Here is a 26,316-nt window from a genome sequence, read left to right on the forward strand (position 1 = left end):
GCCCGCCGCAGGATGGGGGGATGGAACACCACCGTGCCCCGCGCAAGCGGACCCGGGCCGCCGCGTTCAGCGCCGCCGCCGTACTGATCGCCGCCGCCGGCTGTTCGAGCGGCGGCAAGGACGACAACGGGCTCGGCTCCGGCACGGCCGACGCGGCCAAGCTCGCCACGCAGAAGCTGGACTGGAAGGCGTGCTCCGCGCCCACCGCGGCGGAGGGCGCGGGCTCCGCCCCCTCCCCGCTGCCCGGCGGCGCCCAGTGGAAGTGCGCCACCATGAAGGTGCCGCTCGACTACGCCGACCCCAAGGCGGGCACGCTCGACCTCGCCCTCATCCGGACCGAGGCCACCGACCGGGCCCGGCGCATCGGCTCGCTGGTGTTCAACTTCGGCGGTCCGGGCGGCTCCGGCGTGACCACCCTGCCGTCGGCTGCGAGCGACTACGAGGCCCTGCGCGCCCGCTACGACCTGGTCAGCTTCGATCCGCGCGGGGTCGGCGCCAGCGCGCCGGTGCGCTGCGAGAACGACACCCAGCTCGACGCGTACTTCGCCCAGGACGCGACCCCCGAGGACCCCGCCAAGGAGAAGGCCTACATCGAGGGCCTCAAGTCGTTCGCCGTCGCCTGCCAGGACAACTCCGGCCGGGTGCTCCCCCACGTCGGCACCACCGAGGCCGCCCGCGACATGGACCTCCTGCGCCAGGTCCTCGGCGACCAGAAGCTGCACTACATGGGGATTTCGTACGGGACCGAGCTCGGCGGCGTCTACGCCCATCTGTTCCCCAAGAACGTCGGGCGGGCCGTCTTCGACGCCGTCGTCGACCCCACGAACGACGTCGAGCAGGGCGCGCTCGGCCAGGCCAAGGGCTTCCAGCTCGCCCTCGACAACTTCGCCCAGGACTGCGTGAACCGCGGCGACAAGTGCCTGCTGCGCGGCGCCAACGTCAAGGAGGTCGAGGACGTCGTCGTCAAGCTGCTCGCCCAGCTCGCCACGAAGCCGATCCCCGCGGGCAACAGCGGACGGCAGCTCACCCGGACGCAGGCGACCAACGGCATCGCCCAGGCCCTGTACTCGAAGGAGTACTGGCGGCTCCTAGAACAGGGCGTCGACGAGGCGGAGGGCGGCCAGGGCGCGCTGCTGCTCGCCCTGTCGGACGCGATGAACGGGCGCGGCAAGGGCGGCACCTACAGCAACATCCAGGCCGCCAACGCGGCCATCAACTGCGCCGACTTCAAACAGCGTTACTCACTGGAGCAGACGAAGGCCAAGCTCCCGGAGTTCCGCGCCGCCTCTCCGGTCTTCGGCGACTTCATGGGCTGGGGCCTCATGGGCTGTTCCGCGTGGCCGGTCGCCGGACAGTGGACCAATCCCGACGTGAGCGCGCCGGGCGCCGCCCCCATCGTGGTCGTCGGCAACACGGGCGACCCGGCGACCCCGTACGCGGGCGCCCGGAACATGGTGGAGAAGCTGGGCCCGGGCGTCGGCGTGGAGCTCACGTACAAGGGCCAGGGCCACGGGGCGTACAACAGCGGCGACACGTGCGTGCAGGGCGCGGTGAACGCGTATCTGCTGGACGGAAAGGTCCCCTCCGCGGGGACGGTCTGCCAGTAGACCGGCGCCGCTTCGAACCCGTCCGCCGGGGGGCAGGTGCGACCGCGGGCCGCCGGTGGCTGGTCGCGCGGTTCCCCGCGCCCCTGGCGGGGCTGGGGGAACCGGACGGGCGGCCACGGACGGCCCGCGGTCGGAGTACCCGGCGCTCAGTAGATCGGCTTCTCCGGCTCGATCTGGTTGACCCAGCCGATCACGCCGCCGCCCACGTGCACCGCGTCCGAGAAGCCCGCGGACTTGAGGACCGCGAGGACCTCCGCCGAGCGGACACCCGTCTTGCAGTGCAGGACGATCCGCTTGTCCTGGGGCAGCGCCTCCAAGGCCGTGCCCATCAGGAACTCGTTCTTCGGGATCAGCTTGGCGCCCGGGATCGAGACGATCTCGTACTCGTTCGGCTCGCGGACGTCGATGATCTCGATCTTCTCGTCGGCGTCGATCCACTCCTTGAGCTGCTTGGGAGTGATCGTCGAGCCCATGGCCGCTTCCTGGGCCTCCTCGGACACGACGCCGCAGAAGGCCTCGTAGTCGATGAGCTCGGTGACCGTCGCGTTCGGTCCGCAGACCGCGCAGTCGGGGTCCTTGCGGACCTTGACCTGGCGGTACTGCATCTCCAGGGCGTCGTAGATCATCAGGCGGCCGACCAGCGGCTCGCCGACACCCGCGAGGACCTTGATCGCCTCGGTGACCTGGATCGAGCCGATCGAGGCGCACAGCACACCGAGCACGCCGCCCTCGGCGCAGCTCGGGACCATGCCCGGCGGCGGGGGCTCGGGGTAGAGGCAGCGGTAGCAGGGACCGTGCTCGGACCAGAAGACCGAGGCCTGACCGTCGAACCGGTAGATCGAGCCCCACACGTACGGCTTGTTGAGCAGCACGCAGGCGTCGTTCACCAGGTAGCGAGTGGCGAAGTTGTCCGTGCCGTCGACGATCAGGTCGTACTGGCTGAAGATGTCCATCACGTTCTCGGCCTCGAGCCGCTCTTCGTGCAGGACCACGTTCACGTACGGGTTGATGCCGAGGACGGAGTCCCGCGCGGACTCCGCCTTGGAGCGGCCGATGTCGGCCTGGCTGTGGATGATCTGGCGCTGGAGGTTCGACTCGTCGACCTCGTCGAACTCCACGATGCCGAGCGTGCCGACACCGGCGGCCGCCAGGTACATCAGGGCCGGGGAGCCGAGACCGCCGGCGCCCACGGCGAGCACCTTCGCGTTCTTCAGCCGCTTCTGCCCGTCCATCCCGACGTCGGGAATGATCAGGTGGCGCGAATACCTGCGGACCTCGTCTACGGTGAGCTCAGCTGCTGGCTCGACCAGGGGTGGCAGCGACACGAGAACCTCAATTTACGCAGTTGGTCGGTAAGTCAGTACGGTTGCTCTCTCCGTAACACTGCCACGCTCCCCCTCATTCCGAGATACCCGGTCCGATCCGCGAGACGATTTCGTCCCAGTAGCCGGGCAGTGTCTCGAATGGGTTGATATACCCGTTTCCCTTGCGGGGCCGGTCGTCGCGGTCCGTGAAGTAGATCGTGCCCGCGCCCTGCCAGCGGGCGATCCGCAGGGCTTCCTCCAGATGGGTCCTCGGCACCCCGTGCACCAGGTGGCAGAAGCGCTCCGGCGGGTAGTCGGCGGTCCATTCCGCCACCTGCGACCAGCGGTAGTCGGCCCACGGTCCGGTGTAGGTGATCAGCTGGTCGGCGGCCTCCGCGTAGCCGGGGTACGGGTGTGTGCCGTGCCCGAAGACCAGGTGGGCGCCGTCCCGCAGGGCCCGGAGCGTGTCCGTGGTGCGCCGCATTTCGGGAAGCGCGTCTCGCTCTGTGGGACAACGGTGGAGCAGGAAGCCGTCGACCCGGTACCAGTCGAGGTAGCGGTGCGCCTCGGAGATCTGCTCGCCGAAGGAGCGCGTCCCGTACGCCGTGTCGAGGTGGCCGAGCACCCGGATCCCGGCGTTGCGCAGCCGCCCGACGGCTTCGAGGCAGTGCGGGTCGGGCCGGCTGCCGGGGCCGCCCGGCGTGCCGCCGGACACGTTGAGCACGGCCCAGTGCAACGGCGTTCCGGGGCGGGTGAGTTCGGCCCATTCGACGGGGGCGACCAGCGGATGGGCGTAACCGGGGACGCCGAGCCCGAGCCGGTCGGCGCCGGTCGCCGCGCGCTGTCCGAGGAGCCGGGTCAGATTCGGCATGCCGCCTCCATCCAGATGTCCGCGAGGGACTCCTCCAGGTTGATGCGGGGCCGCCAGCCGAGCCGGTCGCGGGCGGTGCGCACATCGGCCTGCTGCCAGCTGCCGCAGCCGTCGGGGTAGGGGGCGGGCGCGGCGAGGTGTTCGAGGCCGGGCTCGCCCACGCGCGGGGAGCCGATCATGCCGGGGCGCATGCCGGGGGGGCCGTCGAGTTCGTGCAGGGCGCCCGCGTAGCCCGCGACCCGGGCGAGGACGGCGGCCGCGTCGCGGAGCTTCACCGAGCGTCCGGTGCCGATGTTGACCACGCCCTGCGCCGCCGAGAGCGACGCGGCGTGCACGGCCCGCGCCACGTCGCGCACGTCGACGAAGTCCCGCTGCACGCCGAGCCCGCCGAGCTTCAGTTCACCGTCGCCGGACTGCATGGCGCGCCGCATCGCCTCGGCGAGCCGGCCGAGCGGCGACCCGGCCGGTGTGCCGGGGCCGACCGGCGAGAAGACGCGCAGCACGATCGCGTCGAGCCCGGAGCCGAGGACGAGTTCGGTCGCGGCGAGCTTGGAGACGCCGTACGGACCGCCGGGGCGCGGCACCGCGTCCTCGGCGGTGGAGGAGCCGGGCTGCGAGGGCCCGTACTCCGAGGCGCAGCCGATCTGCACGAGCCGGGCGCCGCAGCCGCTGCGCCGCAGGGCCTCGCAGACGGTGGCGACGGCGACGGTGTTGTGCCGGGTCAGTTCGCGGGCGCCGCCCCGGGTGGCCCCGGCGCAGTTGACGACGACCCCGGGGTGCACGGCGTCCAGGAAGCGGGTCAGGGCTCCCGGGCTGCCGGTGGCGAGGTCGAACCGTACGTCCGCGTCGTCGCCGCGCCCGAGGGCGGTGAGCTGGACGGCGGGGTCGGCGAGCAGGCGGTCGGCGACGAACCGGCCGAGGTATCCGTTGGCTCCGAGCAGCAGCACCCTCATCGCACGGTCCTTCCGTGCGGGTGGCGGGAGGCCGGTGGCAGGGCGGTCATGTGTCGTTCTCCTTCAATGCCGTCCCGCCCGTTGCGTACTGCGGTCGGGCGGTGACGGCGCTTCGGTGGGGTGGGCGCTCCGGTCGTCGGGCGCCTCACTGGTCACAGTGGGCCGAGGCGCGGGCCAGCACGGCGGCGGCTCGGGCGAGCAGGGCGAGGGCGGCGGCGCCGCACACGGCGGCGGGCACCGCCCCGGCCCCCCAGGTCTGGACGACGGCTTCGACGGGGCGGCCGACGAAGGCGCACCCGGGCAGCCGTCCGGTGAACACGCAGGACAGGGCGAGCAGTTCGGCGCCCGCGGCGGCGGCGAGCGTCTTCGTGGCGGCGCGGGCGAACCCGTGCGCCGTCAGCAGCCGCGCCAGCCAGAGCAGCGCTCCGAGCGCCAGACCCTCCGCGAACGCGGCTTCCCCGTAGGCGAGTTGGGCGGTCGCCAGGCATCCCGCGAGGCAGCCGAGGAAGAGGGCGGCGCTGGCCAGGAGCAGCGGCCGGGACCGTCCGGAGAACTCGGCGAGCCCCCGGCTCGACGCGAGCTTCCTGCGGGCCTGTACGGAGAAGAGGTGCGCGCACCACAGCGCGGGGGCGACGGCGAACGCGAGGCCGGTGGCCGCCGCGGGGTTGAGCGGCCAGACCCCGTCGGGGCCGCCGTGCACGGCCTCGGTGAGCAGCCCGTCGCCGCCGATCGCGTACGCCATGAGCCAGCCGGCGCCGAGGCGGGCGGCGGGCCGGGTGCGCGGGTCGGCGCGCAGGGGACCGCGGCGCAGGGTCAGGGTGAGGACGACCACGAAGGCGAGGGCGCCGACCGCGCCCGCCGCCAGGCGGACGCCGCCGGTGGTGAGCTGGACCCCCGCGACGGCGAGGGCGCAGACGACGCCGGGCAGCGGCGCCCACGGCGCCCATCCGATGGCGCGGGGCGTCGACTCGGCCGCGGGCGGCGGGGGTTCGGTGTCGCGCGGCACCCGGGCGTAGAGCTCTTCGGCGAGCGAGAAGACGTCGCGGTGGCGGAAGCGGGCCGCGGCGCGGTCGGTGACGCCGTGCGCTTCGAGGCCCGCCGCGATCTCCAGCGGGTCGACGGCCCGCTCGCACAGTTCGCGGTGGCGGTGCATGAGCGCCTTGACCGGGTCGGCGGGGCCGCGCCGGGGAGGGGCGGTGCGGCCCGGCTCGCTCGGGGACGCCGGGGCGAGGACGTCCTTGGAGCGGGAGTCCCAGGCGGCGCCGGTGGCCGGGGCGGAGGGAAGGTCGGTCACGCGCCCGCCCCTTCCGCCTCGGCGTCGAGACGCTGCTTGAGCAGCACGGCGATCGGACTCCCCGCCCAACTCGGCTTCGCCGGGACGGGGTTAACGGGACGGCGGGCCGCGGTCGGGGCCGCCCATCGTCCGGGCACATGGGCCTCGGCGGGGTGCGCGAAGGGCTGCGGGCCGACCGTGTCACCGGCCTGCTCGCGGTGGACCGGGTTGTGCGACATGAGCTCCAGGTAAATGCCGCGAAATGCCGCGAGGTTCTGCTCGACGGTGAACAGTTCGAGCGCGCGGGCGCGGGCGGCGGCGCCCAGCCGCGAGCGCCGCTCGGGGTCGCGCAGGAGCGCCACACAGGCGTCGGCGAGCGCGCGCGGGTTGCGCGGCGGTACCACCAGCCCCGTGCCGCCGATGACTTCGACGACCGCGCCGGTGTCGGTCGAGACGGTGGCCCGGCCGCAGAACATGGCCTCGACGAGGCTGATCGGGAAGCCCTCGACGACGCTGGAGAGCACGACGACGCTTCCGGCGGCGTACGCGTCGGCGAGTTCGGGCGCCTCGGGGCCGCCGAGCTCCTCGAAGGAGACCGGGTTGTCGCCCACCGCGTGGGCGTCGGCGGCCTCGTCGGGGAAGAGCTGGGCGGCCAGGGCCCGGCAGTGGGCGAGGTAGGTGAGCGCCTCGGCGCCCTCGGCGGGCGCGGCGATCAGCCGCAGCCGCGCCTGCGGCTCCGCCCTGCGGACCTCGGCGAAGGCGTGCAGCAGCGCGATGAGGTCCTTGGCGGGCTCGATCCGCCCGACCCAGACCAGGGTGTGCGGGTCCCCGCCGTAGGCGCCTTCCCCCACGGCGTGGAAGCGGTCGGCGGACATGCCGGGGTAGACGGTGCGCAGCTTGGCGCGGTCGGCTCCGCAGCGCTCCTGCCAGCGGCGGGCGTGGGTGTTGCCCGGGGTGACGAGCTCGGCGCGGGCGTACACCTCGGCCGCGAGACGGCGCTGGAAGCCCGCCTGCAACGCCCGGACGGGGACGGAGAGCCGGGCATTGGCGAGGTACTGGGCGCGCAGCTGCACGCCGTACTCGGTGACCAGGAGCGGGACCCCGCAGAAGCGTTTGGCCAGGAGCCCGGGCAGGGCCGCGCGGCCGCCGGACGCGGCATGGCTGAGGTCGGCCGAGCCGAGCGCGTCGTCGCCGTACCAGTCGAGCGAGAGCGGGCGCAGGGTGCGCTCCAGGAGGCCGGCGAAGGCGAGGTGGTCGGGCACCCGGGCGGCCTGGACGGCGCGGTTGGCGCCGGGCGCGCGGCAGGCGGCCTCCAGCATGCGGACGGCCGTCTCGGACCGCAGCTCGGCGGCGAGACCGCCGTGTTCCCGGGCGAGGGCGGCGAGCCCGTAGAGCCCCTCGGCGAAGCCGTCGCCCGGCTCCGGGTCCGCCTGGCCGTCCGTGCAGATCCCCCGGACCAGCTGCCCGAAGTGCGCGGCGAACTCCCGGCGTTCACGCCGCCCGTAGCCGCGCTCGGCGCGCCCGCGGCCGGTGCCGCGCCCTTCGGGCGCCGCCCAGAGCGGGGCGGTGCGCACCCGCCGCACCTGGGGCGGCAGCGGAAGCAGTCCCCGCTCCTCCTGTTCCCGGCTGCGGCTCAGCGCGAATATGTCGAACTCGTGCCGCGCGAGCCCGCGCACGAGCCGGTCGCACCACAGCCTGGACTCGCCGGTCGTGTACGGATAACCGCCATCCGTGAGCAGTCCGATCCGCATGTGCGCACCCCCGATCTCCCTTGTGGGCGGTCACCGTTGGCAACGGCGACTCGCAGCGGGAAGAACGTAAGCGGTGATGCCGGTGGCGCGACGGACGGTTGTCCGTCGCGCCACCGGAAGGGGTGAATGCACGTAACTTTCCCGACCCGGTGGCGTTCGGTCGCGCTACGGGTCGGATCGGTCACGGACGGCTACGCCACGGCCACTTCCTCGCGGTCCGGGCGGGGCTCGGGGGTGTCGCCCCCGCGCAGCTCCCGGCGGGCCGCACGGCGGGCCGCGGCCAGCGCGGGATCCAGTGCGGGCACGGCCGCGAGCAGCTGCCGGGTGTACGGGTCCTTCGGCGCCCCGTACACCGCCTCGACCTCGCCCTCCTCCACGATCCGGCCCTGCCGCATGACGGCGACCCGGTCGCTGACCTGCCGGACCACGGCGAGGTCGTGGGCGACGAAGACGAGCGCGAGGCCGAGTTCGCGCTGCAACTGCGCCAGCAGCGCGGTGACTTGGGCCTGCGTCGTCACGTCCAGAGCCGATACGGGCTCATCGCACACGATCAGTGTCGGCTCGGCGGCCAGCGCGCGGGCGATCCCCACGCGCTGGCGCTGACCGCCGCTGAACTCGTGCGGATAGCTGTCGTACCGGTCCGGGTCGAGCCCGACCCGTTCGAGCAGCTCCCCGACCCGGGCCCGGATCGCCGCCTCGTCGCGCCGGCCGGCGGCCCGCAGCGGGTCGGCCACGGATTCGCCGATCGAGCGGCGGGGGTTGAGGGAGGAGACGGGGTCCTGGAACACCATCTGCACGGTGCCGGTCCGGCTGACGTGCCCGGCACTGGGCTCCAACAGACCCACCAGCATGCGGCCCAGGGTGGTCTTGCCGCTTCCGCTCTCGCCGACGATGCCGAGGGTTTCGCCTCGGTGCACGGTGAGGTCGACGGTGTCGACGGCGGTGAAGGCCGCGCGCCCCCGCCCGAACGCCTTCCGCAACCCCGCCGCCCGCAACACGACGTCCCCCGCGTCGGCGGCCCCTTCAGCCTTCTGGGGCGAAGCCCCAGCGGCCCCCTCCACTTCGGATTCGCCCGCGGACCGTGCGTGGCCGCTCGCGCAGTTCCCCGCGCCCCTGTCAGCATGCGGCTCAGCAACGTTTGCAGCTTCGCCCGCACCACTACCAGCATGCGGCTCAACGGGGTCAACGCCCTCAGCCCGTCCGGCGATTGAGGACGAGCGCCGTTCAGGCGCGAACGGGGTCTGGGGCGGAGCCCCAGGGGGGATGCGGGGGACCGCGGAGAGGAGGGCGCGGGTGTACGGGTCGGTGGGCGCCCCCAGGACCGCGCCGACGGCCCCCCGCTCCACCGCCCTCCCCGCCCGCATCACCAGCACCTCGTCCACGCTCTCCGCCGCGACCCCCACGTCATGGGTGACGAGGAGCAGCCCGAGGCCCGTCGACTGGCGCAGATCGTGGAGCAGGTCCAGGATCTGGGCCTGGACGGTCACGTCCAGGGCCGTCGTCGGCTCGTCCGCGATCAGCAGGCGCGGCTCACAGGCCAGCGCCATCGCGATGAGGGCCCGCTGCCGCATGCCGCCGCTGAACTCGTGCGGGCGGGAGCGGGACTTGCGGGCCGCGTCCGGGATGCCGACCCGGTCCAGGACCGAGACCGCGCGGGCCCGGGCGGCCCGGCGGGACCCGCCCCTGTGCACCCGGTACACCTCGGCGATCTGGTCGCCGATGCTGTAGTACGGGTCGAGCGAGGACAGCGGGTCCTGGAAGACCATCGCCGCCAACCCGCCGCGCAGGGCGCGGAGTTCGGCGTCGGAGGCGGACCCGACGTCCACCCCCGCGACCCGGATCGAGCCCGTGACCCGCGCCCCGGTCCCCCGGTGCAGGCCGAGCAGCGCGTACGCGGACGCGCTCTTGCCGGAGCCGGACTCGCCGACGACGCCCAGCGCCGCGCCGGGCCGGAGCGTGAAGGAGAGGCCGTCGACGGCCCGTACCGCGCCGAAGGAGATGCCGAGGTCGGTCACCTCGACCAGAGGCTCGGTCATGACAGCACCACCCGTCGATCCGCCATCGCGTACAGGACGTCCGCGACCGCATTGGCAAGCACCACGAAGAATCCGGTGGTCAGGACCACGCCGACCACCACCGGCAGGTCGACCGTGCGCACCGACTGGACGAGCTGCTGGCCGATGCCGGGGATGCCGAAGAGCGTCTCGGTGAGCACCGCGCTGCCGAACATGGTGCCCGCGTCGAGCGCGCTGAGCGCGATCACCGGGGCGACCGCGCCGCGCAGGGCGTGCCGTCCGACGATGGCCCGCTCGGTCAGCCCGTACGCCCGGAACGTGCGCACATGGTCCTCGGCGAGCGTCTCCAGCATCGAACTGCGGGTCAGGCGCGCGTACTTGGCCGATTCGATCAGTGCGAGCGAGAACCAGGGCAGGAGCAGCCCCCAGAACCACTGCTGCGGGTCGTTCGTGAACGGGACGTACTGCGGGAACGGCAGCCACTGGAGGGTGGAGCACAGGATGATGATCAGCAGCAGGCCGATGACGAAGACCGGGGTCGACGTGCCCGCGAGGGTCAGCCAGGTCAGCAGCCGCTCGATCATCCCGCCGCGCTTCCACGCGGACAGCACTCCCGTGCCGACCCCGATGAGGAGCCACAGCGCGAACGCCCCGACGACCAGCGATCCGGTGACCGGGAGCTTGCCGAGGATGAGGTCGGTGACCTGCTCGTCGGTGCGGTAGGACTGGCCGAGGCAGGGCGCGGAGCAGTGCACCACTCCCGTACCGGAGGAGAAGTCGCGGCCGGCGAAGATGCCCTGGAGGAAGTGCGCGTACTGGAGGTACAGCGGGTCGCCGAGGCCGAGCTTGTCGTGGACGAGGGCCACCTGCTGCGGGGAGCAGCGTTCGCCGCAGACGATCTGGGCGACGTTGCCGGGGGCCACGTAGAAGACGGCGTACACGATGACGGAGAGGGCGAGGAGCACCAGGACGGCTCCGGCGACCCGCCGCAGCAGAAAGCCTGTCAGGCCGGTCAACTTACCTTCTCCTCAAGGGACTTGCCGGTACCGACCCGGAGCCTCGACGCCGCCCTCGGGTCCAGCGCCGTGCGCACTCCCTCGCCGATCACCGTCAGCGAGAGGACGGTGACGAAGAGCAGGGCAGCGGGCAGGAGGAGGTAGGTCGGGGCCGCCTGGTACCAGGTGTTGGCGTCCGTGAGCATCTGTCCCCAGGACGGTGTGGGCGGCTTGATGCCGACGCCGAGGAAGGACAGCGCGGCCTCGGCGACCACGTTGGAGGGGACGAGCAGGACCGCGTACGTGATGACGGGTGCGGCCAGGGCGGGCAGCAGCTCGCGGCGGGCGACCGCCCAGGTGCCCCAGCCGCTGAGCCGAGCCGCCGAGACGTGGTCCACGGTCTTGAGCGCGAGGGCGCCCGCCCGCACGATCTTCGAGGTGCCGAACCAGCCGAGGCCCGCGATGATCAGGGTGATCAGGACCGGCCGCGGGATCGAGGCGGGGGCCACGGCGAGCAGGCCGAGGGTGATGACCAGCATCGGCAGGGCGGCGGCCACGTCGGTGACGCGGCTGACGATCTGGTCGGCCCAGCGTCCGCCGAGCGCGGCGAACAGGCCGAGGGCGACGCCGAGGGCGACCTGGATGAGGGTGGCGACGAAGGCGACCCCGAGCGAGACGCGGGCGCCGTAGACGATCCGGGCGAACAGGTCGCGGCCGGTCTGCGGTTCGACGCCGAGCCAGTGCTCGCCGCTGATCCCGCCGAACGCGCCGATGGGCACGCCGCCGCTGGCGGAGTCGACGAGCGTGGGGTGGTAGGCGTTGGGGTCCTGGCCTTCGAGCGCGGTGAGCAGCGGGGCCGCGAGCGCGACCAGGACGAGCAGGGCGAAGACGGCCGCCGCGGCGGTGACCGCGCGCTGGGCCCGCAGGCGCCGCCAGAAGAGGCGGCCGCCGGGGGCGGGTGTGACGGCACCCGCCCCGGTGGTCAACAGGGCTTCGGACATGACTACTTGACCGCTACCTGCGAGATGTCGAGCACGCCGGTCCAGTCGCTGATGACGACGTTCTTGACGTCCTTGCCGACCAGCCGCTTGTAGACGGGGTGGAACAGCGGCACGACCACCGCCTGCTCGCCGATCTTCTTGTCGAGCGCGCCCCAGCGCGGCGCGGCCGCGGTGAGGTCGGTCAGCTTGTTGATCTCGTCGATCTCGCTGTTGACGGAGGCGTCGTTCAGGAAGCCGGTGTTGAAGTTGGCGCCGTCCTTGACGATCTGCCGGCCGTCGAAGATGGGCGCGAGGAACGGGCCGCCGGAGGGCCAGTCGGCGCCCCAGCCGCGCAGGAAGAAGCCGGGCTCCTTCTTCACGCTGGCGACGGTGTCGTTGTAGTCGTTGCCTTCGAGGCCCTGGAGCTTGACGGTGATGCCCGCCTTCTTCAGGGCGTCCTGGAGGGCGGTGGCGACCTCGGGCCCCTTGGGGCCGCCCTTGGCGTTGGAGTGGGTGAGGGTGACGGTGAGCCCGTCGCCGTAGCCCGCCTCCTTCAGGAGCTCCTTGGCCTTGGCCGCGTTGCCGGACGGGCCCGCCGGGAAGAGGTCGTACGGGGTGTACCCGAAGGCCTTCTGGTTCGGCAGGAACGTGGTGGCGGGCTCGGCGAGCGAGGAGCCGCCGACGGCGTTGACGGCCGAGGTGCGGTCGACGGCGTACGCGATGGCCTGGCGGACCTTGGGGTTGTCGAACGGCTTCACGTTCGGGTTGAAGGCGATGTAGTTGGTGTAGCCGAAGTGCCCGGTGCCGACCCGCGCGGCGAGCTGCTTGTCGGCGCCGACCTTGGCGAGCTCGGCCGGGCCGAGGTTGGTGTCGGTGGTGACGGCGGCGGCGTCCGGGCCCTGCGAGGCGGAGAGCCGCTGGTTGATGACGGCCTGGTCGAGCCCGGAGCGCACGTCGATGGTGTCGGGGTAGGCCTTGCGCTCGGGGTCGGTGGACGCGGACCAGTTGGGGTTGCGCTCCAGGACCAGGTGCTCGCCGTTGTTCTCGTTCTTGACGACCTTGTACGGGCCGGACGAGACGGGGTGCTCCTCGTACTTGGTGCCGTTGTCCTTGGCCTTGGGGACCGGCGCGAACTGCGTCTGGGTGGCCAGGAAGGGGAACTCGCCCTCGGGCTTGTTCAGGTGGAACACGATGGTCCTGGCGTCGGGCGTCTCGATCGAGGCGAGCCCCTTGCCGCCGTCCTTGTAGGGGCCCTGGTACTGGGCGCCGCCGACCAGCCAGTCCCTCAAGTACGGTGCCCCGCCGGAGAGTTCGGCCGCGAAGGAGCGCTCGATGCCGTACTTGATGTCGGCGGTGGTGATGGGGCTGCCGTCCTCGTACTTCAGCCCGTCCTTGAGCGTGTACGTCCACACGGTGGCGTCCGCGTTGGGCCGGCCGGTGTCGGTCGCGAGGTCGGGGACCACCTTGGTGCCCTCGGCGCCGCCGGCGCGCTTGCGGGTGGTCAGGGTGCGGAAGACGAGCGAGGGGACGTTTCCGCCGCCGGAGGTGTAGAGCCGCGCGGGGTCGAAGTCGGTCTGCGCCTCGTTGTTGAGGACGCTGAGCGCGCCGCCCTGGTGGGGCGTGCCGGAGGCGCCGGCTCCGGCGTTCCCGGCGCCGCCGCCCTCGGGGCCGCAGGCGACGGCGCCCACGGCGAGAACCACGGCTATCGCGGCCGCTCTTGCGACATTCCCCGACGAAATGGACGTGTGACGCATCGGAAGTAGACCTCTCGGTGACTGCTGGGCAGGGCGGGAAACGCGGGCGCCCACAGCACCAAAAGGAAAGGGGGTGGCTGCGCCCGCATGCGGAGACCGTGCGGAAGCACGGAGATGCCCGGGCGCAAAAAGGGAAAAGGAAGAGTCGAACGCGCTCGGGACGGCGTCAGCTACAGAGAATGTCGGCCACGCTGTGCCCGGTCACGCCGATGAGCGCCAGCTCGATGGCGGCGCGTTCGGGGGTGGCGTGACGGTGCGACATGCCGAGAAATATGGACGACCCGCTGTTCACTGTCAATCGAGAACGAGACGGCCGTCCCACATCCTGGACATGTCGCACCGCGGCGGCATCAACCCTGGGGGTACACCCACGGGTTGGGCAGGCACTTGATCCCGTCGATGTCCAGGGACTTGGTCTGCTGCTGCATCACCGGGGCGAGCGTGCCGGGCGTGCGGCAGCTCACATGGTTGTGCCCGAGCCGGTGGCCGACCTCGTGGTTGATGAGCATCTGCCGGTAGGCGAGCATCGCCTGCGCCCCGAAGGTCTCCGAGCCCTGCGCCCACCGATAGGCGTTGATCATCACGCGGTCGGTGGCGGCGGAGTCGCAGGAGACGTTGTCCTCGGTGGTGTCGAGGCCGGACTTGGCGCACCAGGCGCCGGTGGTCCCCGGGCTCGCGAGCGTGATCACGAAGTCCGGCTTGCCGGAGGAGATCCGCTCGAAGGTCATCGTGCCGCCGTGGCCCCAGCTGCGGTCGTCGTTGAGGGTCTTCTGCACGGCCTCGGCGAACAGCCCGCCGTCCAGCTTGAGCCCCTGCTCGACCTCCACCCGGTAGCGGTACTTGCGCCCCTTGCCGGGCGCCGCGTCGAACCCGGGCACGGCGTCGAACGTGCCGGACGCGGTGAGCTTGGGGTCCAGCGGGAACTGCTGGGCCATCCGCTGCTCGTACGGGGCGGCCGCCGGCGCGGCCTGCGGGGTGGACCGCCCGCCGCCCCGGGAGGCCGAACTCCCGTCCTGGGAACGCTCGCTGTCGCCCGCGGACCGACCCCCGACGTCGTGCTTGTTCCCGTCGGAGGTGACCTGTCCGGCGACGACGACCGCGAGCACGGTGGTCACCGCGGCGGCCGCGATCCCGGTGAACGTCCGCCCCTTGGACCCCTTGGGCCCCTTGCCCGTGGTCCCGGGCTCGGGCGCCGCCGGCTCGTCCCGCGGCGGCGTCGGGGCGGTCTCGTGCGCGGGAGGCCCGTCGAAGGCCTCGGTGTACGCGCGGCGCGGACCCGGTATGCGGGCCGCGCCGCCGTAAGGATTCTGCTGGACGGCGCGGGGCTTGCCGTGCCAGTCGCCGTAGCGGACCGGACTCTCCCCGGCCGGCCCGTCCCCGGGGTGCTGGGGATGTCCGCCGCGCACCTGCGGGGTGCCGAAGTCAGGGGTGCCCGCGCCGTGGTGCTGGGCGGGGCCGTCCCCCGGGGCCTGGCGTCTGCGCCGGCCGCTGCCGGAGGCGACGGCCTGCCCGGCCTGCGGGACCTGGGGCGCTTCGGGTATCGGCGTCGCGCCGGTGGGTTCCTTGGGTCGGCTGTGTCGTCCCACGCCCCGGATCAGCTCCTGTTTCCTCGGTCGGCGCCGCGGTCGGCGCTCTCGTCGAGCAGTTCCCGCACGGCCTTGGCGACCGTCTCGGGGTACTCCATCATCGCCACGTGCCCGGCCTCGGGGAGGGTGAGCAGACGCGAGTCACGGAAGGCGGCCGCCGCCCGCCGGGCCATCCGGTACGAGACGAGCTGGTCGCGCTGCCCGTACACGAGCAGCGTCGGCGCGAGCACCCGCTCCGCCTGCCGCCACAGCCCGTGCTGGCCGCCCAGCGTGTACGCGTCCACGATGCCGCGCGCCGACCGGGCCATCGCGTCCCAGAAGTACGGCAGTTGAAGGCGCCGCTCCATCTCGTGGACCGCGGCCTCGAAGCCCTCGGGGCTCACCCGGCCGGGGTCGCCGTAGCAGAGCGCCATCACGCCGCGGGTGCGGTCCTCGGCGGTCCAGTCCCGGCTGAGGCGGGCGAACAGGGAGGCCACGCCCGGCAGCGCGACCAGCGCGGTGGGCCAGGCGCTGCGCTGGACGCGGATCTCCGGGAGCGCGGGCGAGATGAGCGTCAGGGTGCGCACCAGGTCGGGACGTACGGCCGCGACGCGGGTCGAGACGGCGCCGCCCAGCGAATTGCCGATGAGGTGGACCGGCCCGCGGCCCGCCGCGTCGAGCAGCCGGATCACCGCGCGGGCGTGCCCGGTGACGGAGTAGTTGCCGTCGTCCGGCGGCGGGGAGTCCCCGAAGCCGGGCAGATCGACGGCCTCGCCCTCCAGGCGGTCGGCGAGCAGCGGCATCAGCGACGACCAGTTCTGCGAGGACCCGCCGAGCCCGTGGACGTAGAGCGCGGGCTCCGCACCGGGCCCCGTCCCGGGGCGCGAGCGAATGGTCAGGGTGAGACCGGGCAGGCTCACGGAGCGCAGCTCCTCGCCCTCCGCGACCCTGACGGCTCCCACCCGGGGCGCCAGGGAGGCGGCGGCGAGGGTTTCCGGCAGCTCGGTCGAAGACATGCGGCAATGTTACGAGACGATCACACCGTGGTTCATGTGTTCGCAGTCACAGGCCGTATAGCGGCTTGCGCGGGGAACTCCTAGGCTCGTAAGGAAGCCCCCGAATCACTCGAAGTGGACGAAAAGGGAGCAGTCATGTCCGTCGATCCCAGCGACCCGGAAACCTTTCAGGAAGTAGACGACGAGAGCGCGGAACTGTCCGGGGAGACCAATGAGGCGGACGCCGCCGAGCAGCACACGGACGTGCGGCAGGACCGCGACGAGCCGCTGAGCCGGGTCGACCCGGAGGTCGCCAACGAGGCGGACGCCGTCGAACAGGCACGCGTGGTCGCCCTGGACGAGGACGACTACCGATGATTTGTTCGGTTTACCGTGGGTATCTCCGGCTACCCACCGCGTCCGGTCCGTGAAATTCTGCGTTCGCACCGCGCACAGCCGGGTTACCCAAAAGTACGATGGCGGCGCGCGTACATCGCGCACCGGAACAACTTTGGGAGGCGGCGTGACAGCCATCGAGCAGACCGAGGCGGCGCGCCCGCGAGGCACGCGCCTGCCGCGCCGGGCCCGCCGCAATCAGCTTCTGGGCGCGGCCCAGGAGGTTTTCGTCGCGCAGGGCTACCACGCGGCCGCGATGGACGACATCGCCGAGCGCGCGGGCGTCTCCAAGCCGGTGCTCTACCAGCACTTCCCCGGCAAGCTGGAGCTCTATCTCGCCCTCCTCGACCAGCACTGCGAGTCCCTGCTCCACGCGGTGCGCACCGCTCTGGCCTCGACCTCGGACAACAAGCTCCGCGTCGCCGCGACGATGGACGCCTACTTCGCGTACGTCGAGGACGAGGGCGGCGCGTTCCGGCTGGTCTTCGAGTCGGACCTGACCAACGAGCCCGCCGTGCGCGAGCGCGTGGACCGGGTCAGCCTCCAGTGCGCCGAGGCCATCTCGGACGTCATCGCCGAGGACACCGGCCTGTCCAAGGACGAGTCGATGCTGCTCGCCGTGGGCCTCGGCGGCGTCTCCCAGGTGGTGGCCCGCTACTGGCTCTCCAGCGAGTCGACCATCCCCCGCGACAAGGCGGTGGCGCTGCTCACCTCGCTCGCCTGGCGCGGCATCGCGGGCTTCCCGCTGCACGGCACCGAGGGCCACTGAGCCCGCGCCGAGCGTCCGCCGGACCCCCATTCCCGGCTCCTGTTCGCTCCTGGCGTGCACCACCCGCGCTTCGAGGTCGTCACCCCGGGCTAGTGTGTGCAGCGTACGGCGCGGCTGACCGCGCACCGCACGAGGTCGGAGGGACATAGCCGTGGAGGTCAAGATCGGCGTGCAGCACGCGCCCCGGGAGATCGTTCTGGAGAGCGGGCAGTCCGCCGAAGAGGTCGAGAGCGCGGTAGCCGCCGCCCTCGCCGGCAAGGCGCAGCTGCTCAGCCTCACGGACGAGAAGGGCCGCAAGGTCCTGGTACCGGCCGACAAGATCGCGTACGTGGAGATCGGCGAGCCTGCGGTCCGCCGCGTGGGCTTCGGCGCGCTGTAGTACACGGAACCGAGGAAATCCCGGAAGGGGTGCCGCCAGTGCTCACTGGTGGCACCCCTTCTCGCTGTGCGCGCCCGCTCAGCCGACCCCCGCGTGGTGCAGCGGACGGCTCTCCTCGGAGACGACCGCGGCGGGCGGCGCCGCCCGCGGCCGGGCCGGACGGCGGCCCGGGGAGTTCCGGCGCACGTCGGCGATGCCGCGCTTCATGGAGTCGCGGATCCACTTGCTCGCGGGGCGTTCCACGAAGCGGTGGATGAGCCAGGCGGTGGCCATCATGAGCGCGACCACCGAGCCCACGAGCACGGGGGCCGGGAGGCGGCCCCGGAAGTGGTGGATGAGGGTCATGCCGATGAACATGTGGATCAGGTACAGCGGGTAGGTGATCGCGCCTGCCGTGGAGAGCCACCTCCACTGCACCCGGTCGAAGGCCCCGAGCGCGATCGCGCCGACCGTCGCGAACCCGGCGAGGATGATCAGCCGCACCGGCCAGCTCGGCAGGTGCTCGGCCGCCACATGGCCGAGGTTGCTGGCGATCCGGTAGTGGATGTAGCGCTGGGCCAGCAGCAGTTGGAACCCGACGACGCCCCACAGCAGCGCGTTGGGGCCGAAGCGGCGCATCAGGTGGAAGGCGATGCCCGCGATGAAGAACGGCGCGTACTGCGGCATCGCGAAGGCGGTGAGGACCGTCGAACCGAGGCTGGGGGCAAGGGCCGCGGCCACCGTCCAGGCCCCGCAGAAGATCAGCAGATTGCGGTAGGTCACCCCGCACAGCACCACGAGGGCCATCAGGACGTAGAACTTGAGCTCCACGAAGAGCGTCCAGTACACGTCGTCGACGTTCTTGGTGTTGTTGCCCGCCTGCACCATCGTCAGGTTGACGATGACGTCGTCCCAGCCCCGTATCGAGCTGACTTCCGGCCATTTCTTCACCACCAGAGCGGTGAGCGGCACGGCGACCCAGTAGGCCGGAAACAGCCGGGAGATCCGCGAGACCGCGAAGTCGCCCAGCGAGGGACCCCATACGCTCATGCCGATCACGAACCCGCTGACCAGGAAGAACACCTCGACCCCGAGCCAGCCGAACTCGGCGACGTGGTGCAGCCCCGGGAAGATCGTCGACGGATCGTGTCCCCAGGGTCTGCTCAGCGCGAGGTAGTGGTAGCAGACCACGAGCAGCGCCGCGACGAGCCGGAGCCCGTCAAGGGCCGCGAGTCTGGGCACCGGCCGACGCTGGGACATGGGGAGACCTCCGTGCCGCGGGGCGGCGGCTGGGCGAAGCGGAAAACCCCCAGCGCCAGCTCGGAGTCACCTGTGCGGAACGTACGTGCGGCTTCTGCTCGCACGGCATCGGTTGACACCAGGTGTGACGGTACGCACAGGAAAAGCATGTCCGTTCGAGGACACGCCTGCGTTGCTTCCTCCCAGTGAGGGGAGGGTTGCGTTCCGCAGGGGTCGGGTAGGACGGCTGTGACCGGTTCCGCCCTGGCCGCACCCCTGGGAGGCGACGTACATGCTGCTGGAAGCCCTTGGCTCCGTCCTGCTGGGATTCGCCCTCGCGTGGGCCGCCGCGGCCCGTCTGTCCCACCGGCTCCCCGACCGCCGCACGGTCCTGGCCGCCGGCCCGCTCGCCGGGCTCTTCGGCGCCTTCCTGACCCACTCGGCGATCGGTCCCGGCCACGGCGTCACCACGGTGCTCGGCGCCACCTTCGTCGCGTCGGTGCTGCTCTCGCTGCTCCTGCGACCGACGCGCCGCCTGCGCCGGTCAGCGGCGTAGGCGGCGATCCACGCGGTCCCGCTAGGCCGCGAGACCCAGCGCCGCCATGCGCTTGGTGTGGGCCTTGGTGATGCGCGTGAACATCTCGCCCACCGCCGCGAGGTCGAAGCCCGCGGCCACCCCGTCCACCCCGCCGACCAGCATCGTCGACAGCGCGTCGCGCTCCGCCACCACGCGCTGGGCCTGCGACAGCGCCTCGCCCATCAGACGCCGCGCCCACAGCGCGAGCCGGCCGCCCACCCGCGGGTCCGCCTCGATCGCGGCCCGCACCTTCTCCACCGCGAAGTTTCCGTGACCGGTGTCGTCCAGGACGGACAGGACCAGGGAACGGGTGTCGGAATCCAGGTGGTTGGCGACCTCGCGGTAGAAGTCGCTCGCGATCGAGTCGCCGACGTACGCCTTGACCAGGCCCTCCAGCCAGTCCGACGGGGCGGTCTGGTGATGGAAGTCGTCCAGGGCCTTGGCGAAGGGCTCCATCGCGGCCGTGGGCTCCGCGTCGATCTGCGCGAGCCGGTCCCGCAGTCGCTCGAAGTGGTGGAACTCCGCGGACGCCATCTTCGCCAGCTCCGCCTTGTCCGCCAGGGAGGGCGCCAGCTTCGCGTCGTCGGCGAGCCGCTCGAAGGCCGCGAGCTCGCCGTAGGCGAGGGCGCCGAGGAGGTCCACCACCGCGGCGCGGTACTGGGGAACCGCGGAGGCCGCCGCCCAGTCCTGGGCCGCGATCCCGGTGCGCTCGGGCTCCGGGGTGGATTCTTCGGTTGCAGTGGCGTTGTCAGACGTCTCCATGAACCGCACAATAGCCCGCCCGGGACGGGCCGTAAGGGCCTCGTGGCTCACACCCGTCGCACCGGACCCGCAAATTCTCCCGACACACATGCGCGAATCCGGGGTACAGTGGTAATGCGCCTGCCGAGTATTTCGACGGGCCGCACGAATGAGGATGCCCGGTCGGTTGCTCCGGTCGGCTCCGACCCGACAGCCCTCCGCGGGGCACGTATCAGTACGTGCCACTGAAGAGGGATCCCTCAGCGGCACGAGCGCTTGAGCGACGGCAGTGGTCCCGCGCCACCCGGCAACACGATCGAACTCTGATCCCGCCGGACGAAATGGGCACGGTAAGACCCGCCGCGTTCGCCTCCGTACCGCGTCTCACAGAAGAGGCAGCACCCTGACTACGTTCCGAGAGCTCGGGATCCTTCCCGAGACCGCCGAAGCCCTTGAAGCCGTCGGCATCGTGTCCCCCTTCCCCATCCAGGAGCTGACGCTCCCCGTCGCGCTCTCCGGCACCGACATCATCGGGCAGGCCAAGACCGGCACCGGCAAGACGCTCGGCTTCGGTCTGCCGATCCTGGAGCGCGTCACCGTCCCCGCCGACGTCGAGGCGGGCCGGGCGGCGGCCGACCGGCTCACCAACACCCCGCAGGCCCTCGTCGTCGTTCCGACGCGCGAGCTGTGCCAGCAGGTGACCAACGACCTGCTCACCGCGGGCAAGGTCCGCAACGTCCGCGTGCTCGCCATCTACGGCGGCCGGGCGTACGAGCCCCAGGTCGAGGCGCTCAAGAAGGGCGTCGACGTGATCGTCGGCACCCCGGGCCGCCTGCTCGACCTCGCCGGGCAGAAGAAGCTCGACCTCTCCCATGTCAAGGCGCTCGTCCTCGACGAGGCGGACGAGATGCTCGACCTCGGCTTCCTGCCGGACGTCGAGAAGATCATCCAGCTGCTGCCGCCGAAGCGCCAGACCATGCTGTTCTCCGCGACCATGCCGGGCGCCGTCATCGGCCTCGCCCGCCGCTACATGTCGCAGCCGACGCACATCCGCGCCACCTCGCCGGACGACGAGGGCACGACGGTCGCGAACACCCAGCAGTTCGTCTACCGCGCCCACTCCATGGACAAGCCGGAGATGGTCGCGCGCATCCTGCAGGCCGAGGGCCGCGGGCTCGCGATGATCTTCTGCCGTACGAAGCGGACCGCCGCGGACATCGCCGAGCAGCTCGCCAAGCGCGGCTTCGCCTCCGGCGCGGTCCACGGCGACCTCGGCCAGGGCGCCCGCGAGCAGGCGCTGCGCGCCTTCCGCAACGGCAAGGTCGACGTGCTGGTCTGCACCGACGTCGCCGCGCGCGGCATCGACGTCGAGGGCGTGACGCACGTCATCAACTACCAGTCGCCGGAGGAGGAGAAGACCTACCTCCACCGCATCGGCCGCACCGGCCGCGCGGGCAACAAGGGCATCGCGATCACGCTGGTCGACTGGGACGACATCCCGCGCTGGCAGCTGATCAACAAGGCGCTCGACCTGAAGTTCCCGGACCCGGTCGAGACGTACTCCACCTCGCCGCACCTGTTCGAGGAGCTCAACATCCCGGCGGGCACCAAGGGCGTGCTGCCCCGGGGCGAGCGCACCCGCGCCGGTCTGGCGGCCGAAGAGGTCGAGGACCTGGGCGAGACCGGTGGGCGCGGGCGCAGGTCCGCCGCCGCTCCCGTCGTCACCGAGGAGCGCCCGGCCCGTACGCGTACGCCGCGTCAGCGTCGCCGCACCCGGGGCGGCTCGCAGCTGGACGCCGCCGAGACGACCACGGCCGCACCGGCCGCGGCCCCGGCCGCCGAAGCCGTCGAGACCGTGACCGAGCCGCGCACGCCGCGCCGCCGCCGTCGTACCCGCGTGGGTGCGCCGCCGGTGGTGCCGCAGGCCGCTGCCGCGCCGGTGGTCGAGGCCGCGCCCGTGGCCGAGGCGGCTCCGGTCGCCGAGCCCGTGGCGAAGGCCGCACCCCGTCGGCGTTCCGCGCCGGTCGCCGCGCCCGTCGTGGAGGCGGTCGAGGCGAAGCCGCGCCGCCGTCGGGTGCGCAAGGTGAGCGACTCGGCCGAGGTCGGTTTCGTGACGCCGGAGTCGGCCGCGCTGGAGCTGGCCAAGGCCGCTCAGGCCAGGACCGCCGCCGCGATCAGTGACGTCGCCGCGGCTCCGGCCGCCCCGGTCGCCGAGGCCGAGGCCCCGGCGAAGCCGCGCCGCACCCGCAAGAAGGCCGCCGAGGCCGTTGCCGACACGGTCGAGACCGTCGAGGTCGAGGCCCCGGCCAAGCCCCGCCGGACCCGGGCGAAGAAGGTCGCCGAAGCCACCCCCGAGGTGGCCGAAGCCCCCGCCGCGCCGCGCCGCACCCGCAAGAAGGCCGCGGAGGCCGTAGTCGACACGGCTGAGGCCGTCGACACCGAGGCCGAGGCCCCGGTCAAGCCGCGCCGCACCCGCAAGAAGGCCGCGGAGGCCGTTGTCGACACGGTCGAGGCCGTCGAGGTCGAGGCCCCGGCCAAGCCCCGCCGCACCCGCGCCAAGAAGGTCGCCGAAGCCACCCCCGAGGTGGCCGAAGCCCCCGCCGCGCCGCGCCGCACCCGCGCCAAGAAGGCCGCGGAGCCGGTAATCGAGACGGTCGAAACCGAGGCCGAGGCCCCGGTCAAGCCGCGCCGCACCCGCAAGAAGGCCGCGGAGGCCGTAGTCGACACGGTCGAGGCCGTCGAGGTCGAGGCCCCGGCCAAGCCCCGCCGCACCCGTGCGAAGAAGGCCGCGGTCGCGCCCGAGGCGTGATCCGCATTGCCTGAAACGGCCCGGTCCCCCGTGGGGGTGCCGGGCCGTTCGCGTTCTCGCCCCGGGTCCTCGCGGGCGGGGCGGATACGCTCCCCTCATGAGTAAGCCGCGCTCCCTCGACCTCCCGCCGCGCACCCGTGCGTACCGACTGCACACCCCGCGCCAGGAGTTCGCCGTCCTCGACTCGCGGCCCGAGGGACGGGCGCGCGGCACGGTGCTGCTCGTGCCGGGGTACACCGGCAGCAAGGAGGACTTCCTCGCCCTCCTCGACCCGCTCGCCGACGCCGGGTACCGGGCCGTGGCGGTGGACGGGCGCGGGCAGTTCGAGAGCCCGGGACCGCGGCGCGTCTCCGGATACACCCCGCGCACCCTCGGGGGCGACGTGCTCGCGCAGGTCGCCGCGCTCGGCGACGGCCCCGTCCATCTCGTCGGGCACTCCTTCGGCGGCTTCGTGGCCCGGTCCGCGGCGCGGCTCGACCCCTCGGCGTTCCGCTCCCTGACGCTGCTCGCCTCCGGCCCCGGCCGGGTCGGGCCCGAGCAGCGCACGAAGATCCGGATGCTCCGGGCGGCGCTGCCGGTGCTGCCGCCGTCGTGGGTGTGGGCGGTCACGCAGTGGCTGGACGGCCGGGACCCGACGTACGTGCCTGATCCACCCGAGATCGTGGCGTTCCTCCAGCGGCGCTGGTTCAGCACGCAGCCCGCCCAACTCGTGGCCACCGGGCGGCAGTTGAGGGTCGAGCCGGATCGCACCGAGGGGCTCGCGGCGCTGCCGTTGCCGCTTCACGTGGCGTACGGGTCGGGTGAGACGGTGTGGACGGTGGGCGAGCTGGCGCATCTGGCGCGCAGGGTCGATGCGCGGCACACGGTGATCCTGGGGGCGGATCATTCGCCCAATGTGTCCCACCCGGCGGAACTCGCCGAAGCCCTGACCAAGTTCTGGTCGCCCCTCGACACCCCCTGACCACCCCCACGCGGCGCTTCCTGCGGACCGTGCGGCTCCGCTCCCGCGACCCGGCTTCACATCTGCGGACCGTGGGTGGCCGATCGCGCAGTTCCCCGCGCCCCCAACGGGCTCCGAAGCCCCGCACCCATAGCGCCAGCCCCCTCGAACGCGCCCTCCGCCCCAACCCCCCAAGGGGCGCGGGGAACTGCGCGAACAGCCCGCAACTGCCCGCAGCCAAGCGACAACCAGACCACCCCAAAGGGGCACGGGCAAGCCCGCCACCGCCCGCAGCTGAGCGACAAAGCAGGGGCACGGGGAAACCCCGGGAATGCAGAACCTCAGTACTGGGACTGCAAGTGCTGCCAGAACCCGTCGCGCAGGGAGCGCCGCAGATCCGCATGCCCACGCAAGGAGTACTGAAGCAGCCGCTCCGCCTCGATGAGGAGGTCCTGGTCGACAGGACCGGGCAGATAGGGATGGCCGGGCAGCAGATCGGCGAGCGCCGCCCGCCCCCGCTCGGAGAGCCACGTCGCGGCGATCCGCGCCCCGACGAACCGCACGTCCTCGCGGCTCGGCGCCGGCCCCTCGTGCTCGTACATCGTGACCGGCCGCCGCGTGACGTACGGCTTGCAGAAGTCGAGGTCGAAGGTGCGCTGGCTGTCGACCTCCCAGAGCAGCGGCTCCGCCTGGTTGCGGCCCTCGGCGGCCTCGATGCCCCAGAGGTGGACCCGCGCGCCGTACCCCTGCGCGGCCTCGACCGCCGAGACGAGGTCCTCGTCGCCGCCGATCAGCGCCGCGTCGCTGATCGCGCGGTGGCGGGCCAGTGACTCCAGGTCGGAGCGGATCAGGGAGTCGACACCCTTCTGCTGGTTGTTGGCGTTGAGGTTGCCGAGCCGGACCTTGACGTCGGGGAGCTCGGCGATCGACTGCTGTTCGGGGGTGTGGATGCGGCGGCGGGCGCCGTCGTACCAGTAGACGCGGAGCAGCCGGCTGTCCGCGAAGATCGTCCGCGCCTTGTCGATGAAGGCCTCGATGAGTCCCTCGGCGTCGAGATCGAAGGAGCGGCGGTCCTCGGTGCCGGTGACGAGGAGACCGGCGGCGGCGTAGACGTAGCCCGCGTCGACGAAGATCGCGTGGGTGGAGGGCGTCTTCGCGACTTCGGCGAGCATGCGCTGGAGCAGCTCGTTGGTGTGGTCCAGCTTGCGATCCAGCTGGGCGGCGAAGTCGTGGGGCGTCTGCGCCGACTGAGGTTCCTGGGAGTCGTCCATACGCTGTCCATTGTCCGCGTCGTGACGCACGGGGCACAACCGGGCACATCCGGTCGCCACCGAGGGCCAATCCTTAGCAACTCGAAAAATTTCCTTAGCGTAGGGAATGTTTGCTGGAGGCAACCCGTTGATCCCTACGGAACGCGTTGCACAGGAGCCACGCAATCCACACGTAACGGGCGGGCAACCGCCCTGACGCCTCGTGGGAGCAGGCTGTTACCCAGCCCCCCGCACCAGCAGTTCTCCTAGCAGGAGGATCAGACGAAGGGAGAAGCCATGCGCTTCGAAATCATGCGCCTGGACGACGTCGACGGTACGGCCGTTGACAGCACCGTCGTGGACGCCGCCTCCGTCAACCGGATTGTGCAGCAGGCCGCCGCCATGGGTCAGCGCATCTACATCCGCCCGGCCGACTCCGCGGCCTCGTAACGCGTTAGAAGGAGTGCTCCCGCGAGCCGGTCGAACGGCCGCGGGTGCCGTATGTGAAGCGCCCCCGTACCGATGGGTACGGGGGCGCTTCGGCGTGTGCGGGGGTCTCAGTTGGCGTGGATCACCTGAGTGATGCCGTTGATGATCTGCTGCACCGCGAGGGCCGAGAGCATCATGCCCGCGAGCCGGGTGACCAGGACGACGCCGCCGTCCTTGATGACGCGGATGATCAGCAGCGAGTACCGCATGGTCACGTACAGCACGACGTGGATGGCGATGATCGCCGCCCAGACCGAGACCTGCCCGGACACCGAGTCGTGGTTCTGGACGGCCAGGATCACCTGGACGATCGCGCCGGGCCCGGCGAGCAGCGGCATGCCGAGCGGCACGAGCGCGACGTTGACGTCCTTGGTCTGCTTCGGCTCGTCGGTCTTGCCGGTGAGCAGGTCGAGCGCGATCAGGAGCAGCAGCAGACCTCCCGCGATCATCAGCGCGGGGACGTCGATGTGCAGATAGCTGAGGATCTGGTGGCCGACGAGGCCGAAGAGCGTGATCACTCCGAGCGCGACGGCGGCGGCCTGCCAGGCCATCCTGCGCTGGACCTTGGCGGCGCGCCCGGCGGTCAGCGCGAGGAAGATCGGCGTGATCCCGGGGGGATCCATGATGACGAACAGGGTGAGGAAGAGGGAGCCGAAGACGGCAGCGTCGAACACGGTGAGCCTTG

General features: G+C 72.2%; 24 protein-coding genes. 8 read left to right on the forward strand and 16 right to left on the reverse strand.

Translation table 11 applies throughout. The features are described 5' to 3' along the window. The first annotated feature begins 20 nt into the window (after positions 1-20). Positions 21-1,607 (forward strand): alpha/beta hydrolase, encoded by a 1,587-nt coding sequence (locus DT019_RS23540; RefSeq protein WP_189389862.1) that lies wholly within the window; start codon positions 21-23, stop codon positions 1,605-1,607. A 146-nt stretch (positions 1,608-1,753) separates the two neighbouring features. Here the strand turns inward: DT019_RS23540 and moeZ are convergent, their stop codons facing one another. The 12 genes from moeZ to DT019_RS23595 all read right to left on the reverse strand — a co-directional run bounded on the left by moeZ (position 1,754) and on the right by DT019_RS23595 (position 16,084). After that, positions 1,754-2,932, reverse strand: coding sequence for an adenylyltransferase/sulfurtransferase MoeZ (moeZ, locus tag DT019_RS23545; protein WP_114038879.1), 1,179 nt, complete (start codon positions 2,930-2,932; stop codon positions 1,754-1,756). 73 nt (positions 2,933-3,005) lie between these two features. Beyond that, positions 3,006-3,782, reverse strand: a complete 777-nt coding sequence (locus DT019_RS23550) for a spherulation-specific family 4 protein (RefSeq protein ID WP_114038880.1) — start codon at positions 3,780-3,782, stop codon at positions 3,006-3,008. Continuing rightward, positions 3,770-4,735 (reverse strand): NAD-dependent epimerase/dehydratase family protein, encoded by a 966-nt coding sequence (locus DT019_RS23555; protein WP_114038881.1) that lies wholly within the window; start codon positions 4,733-4,735, stop codon positions 3,770-3,772. Before DT019_RS23555 ends, DT019_RS23550 begins: the two co-directional genes overlap by 13 nt. Before the next feature lie 145 nt (positions 4,736-4,880). Further along, complete coding sequence (locus tag DT019_RS23560; RefSeq protein ID WP_189389864.1) at positions 4,881-6,029, reverse strand: hypothetical protein; 1,149 nt, start codon at positions 6,027-6,029, stop codon at positions 4,881-4,883. Further along, positions 6,026-7,759, reverse strand: a complete 1,734-nt coding sequence (locus DT019_RS23565; RefSeq protein WP_114038883.1) for a DUF3492 domain-containing protein — start codon at positions 7,757-7,759, stop codon at positions 6,026-6,028. Before DT019_RS23565 ends, DT019_RS23560 begins: the two co-directional genes overlap by 4 nt. Positions 7,760-7,950: 191 nt before the next feature. Further along, positions 7,951-9,795 carry a dipeptide ABC transporter ATP-binding protein gene (locus tag DT019_RS23570; protein ID WP_114038884.1) on the reverse strand — a complete coding sequence of 615 codons (1,845 nt, stop codon included), beginning with the start codon at positions 9,793-9,795 and terminating at the stop codon, positions 7,951-7,953. Next, complete coding sequence (locus DT019_RS23575) at positions 9,792-10,781, reverse strand: ABC transporter permease (protein WP_114038986.1); 990 nt, start codon at positions 10,779-10,781, stop codon at positions 9,792-9,794. The genes DT019_RS23570 and DT019_RS23575 overlap by 4 nt, the downstream gene beginning before the upstream one ends. A 5-nt stretch (positions 10,782-10,786) precedes the next feature. Continuing rightward, complete coding sequence (locus DT019_RS23580) at positions 10,787-11,770, reverse strand: ABC transporter permease (RefSeq protein ID WP_114038885.1); 984 nt, start codon at positions 11,768-11,770, stop codon at positions 10,787-10,789. 2 nt (positions 11,771-11,772) lie between these two features. Next, positions 11,773-13,503, reverse strand: a complete 1,731-nt coding sequence (locus DT019_RS23585; protein WP_114038886.1) for an ABC transporter substrate-binding protein — start codon at positions 13,501-13,503, stop codon at positions 11,773-11,775. A 166-nt stretch (positions 13,504-13,669) separates the two neighbouring features. Next, positions 13,670-13,765, reverse strand: coding sequence for an Ms4533A family Cys-rich leader peptide (locus DT019_RS40915; RefSeq protein WP_317617795.1), 96 nt, complete (start codon positions 13,763-13,765; stop codon positions 13,670-13,672). Between the two features lie 88 nt (positions 13,766-13,853). Further along, positions 13,854-15,089 (reverse strand): DUF3152 domain-containing protein, encoded by a 1,236-nt coding sequence (locus DT019_RS23590; RefSeq protein ID WP_223279726.1) that lies wholly within the window; start codon positions 15,087-15,089, stop codon positions 13,854-13,856. Between the two features lie 8 nt (positions 15,090-15,097). After that, a complete protein-coding gene (locus DT019_RS23595; protein ID WP_114038887.1) occupies positions 15,098-16,084 on the reverse strand; it encodes an alpha/beta fold hydrolase in 987 nt (328 codons plus the stop codon). A gap of 135 nt (positions 16,085-16,219) precedes the next feature. Between DT019_RS23595 and DT019_RS23600 the strand changes: the two genes are divergently transcribed. The 3 genes from DT019_RS23600 (at position 16,220) to DT019_RS23610 (ending at position 17,607) form a co-directional block, all read left to right on the forward strand. After that, entirely contained in the window at positions 16,220-16,441 is a 222-nt protein-coding gene (locus DT019_RS23600) for a hypothetical protein (protein WP_114038888.1), read from the forward strand. A 145-nt stretch (positions 16,442-16,586) separates the two neighbouring features. After that, complete coding sequence (locus DT019_RS23605; protein ID WP_114038889.1) at positions 16,587-17,228, forward strand: TetR/AcrR family transcriptional regulator; 642 nt, start codon at positions 16,587-16,589, stop codon at positions 17,226-17,228. Positions 17,229-17,379: 151 nt separating this feature from the next. Continuing rightward, positions 17,380-17,607 (forward strand): DUF3107 domain-containing protein, encoded by a 228-nt coding sequence (locus tag DT019_RS23610; RefSeq protein WP_114038890.1) that lies wholly within the window; start codon positions 17,380-17,382, stop codon positions 17,605-17,607. 78 nt (positions 17,608-17,685) lie between these two features. Here DT019_RS23610 and DT019_RS23615 read toward each other — a convergent pair whose 3' ends face one another. Beyond that, positions 17,686-18,846 carry an acyltransferase family protein gene (locus DT019_RS23615; RefSeq protein ID WP_114038891.1) on the reverse strand — a complete coding sequence of 387 codons (1,161 nt, stop codon included), beginning with the start codon at positions 18,844-18,846 and terminating at the stop codon, positions 17,686-17,688. 271 nt (positions 18,847-19,117) lie between these two features. Here DT019_RS23615 and DT019_RS23620 point away from each other — a divergent pair, with 271 nt between their 5' ends. Next, positions 19,118-19,381, forward strand: coding sequence for a hypothetical protein (locus tag DT019_RS23620; RefSeq protein WP_114038892.1), 264 nt, complete (start codon positions 19,118-19,120; stop codon positions 19,379-19,381). 21 nt (positions 19,382-19,402) lie between these two features. Here DT019_RS23620 and DT019_RS23625 read toward each other — a convergent pair whose 3' ends face one another. Continuing rightward, on the reverse strand, positions 19,403-20,164 hold the full coding sequence (locus DT019_RS23625; RefSeq protein WP_114038988.1) for a ferritin-like fold-containing protein: 762 nt from the start codon (positions 20,162-20,164) through the stop codon (positions 19,403-19,405). 382 nt (positions 20,165-20,546) lie between these two features. On the opposite strand from DT019_RS23625, the gene DT019_RS23630 reads away from it, so the two are divergent. After that, positions 20,547-22,952, forward strand: coding sequence for a DEAD/DEAH box helicase (locus tag DT019_RS23630; RefSeq protein ID WP_114038989.1), 2,406 nt, complete (start codon positions 20,547-20,549; stop codon positions 22,950-22,952). 97 nt (positions 22,953-23,049) lie between these two features. Further along, the gene (locus tag DT019_RS23635; protein WP_114038893.1) at positions 23,050-23,913 is read left to right on the forward strand and encodes an alpha/beta fold hydrolase; all 864 of its coding nucleotides are present in this window, start codon (positions 23,050-23,052) and stop codon (positions 23,911-23,913) included. Positions 23,914-24,233: 320 nt separating this feature from the next. On the opposite strand, the gene DT019_RS23640 is transcribed toward DT019_RS23635, so the two are convergent. Then, entirely contained in the window at positions 24,234-25,163 is a 930-nt protein-coding gene (locus tag DT019_RS23640; RefSeq protein WP_223279727.1) for an NYN domain-containing protein, read from the reverse strand. 276 nt (positions 25,164-25,439) lie between these two features. On the opposite strand from DT019_RS23640, the gene DT019_RS39720 reads away from it, so the two are divergent. Further along, a complete protein-coding gene (locus DT019_RS39720) occupies positions 25,440-25,592 on the forward strand; it encodes a hypothetical protein (protein ID WP_189389865.1) in 153 nt (50 codons plus the stop codon). 107 nt (positions 25,593-25,699) lie between these two features. Here the strand turns inward: DT019_RS39720 and DT019_RS23645 are convergent, their stop codons facing one another. Next, a complete protein-coding gene (locus tag DT019_RS23645) occupies positions 25,700-26,305 on the reverse strand; it encodes a MarC family protein (RefSeq protein WP_114038894.1) in 606 nt (201 codons plus the stop codon). Between the last annotated feature and the right edge of the window lie 11 nt (positions 26,306-26,316).

The sequence above is a fragment of the Streptomyces sp. SDr-06 genome (genome assembly GCF_003324565.1).
In the GTDB taxonomy this organism is placed as follows: domain Bacteria; phylum Actinomycetota; class Actinomycetes; order Streptomycetales; family Streptomycetaceae; genus Streptomyces.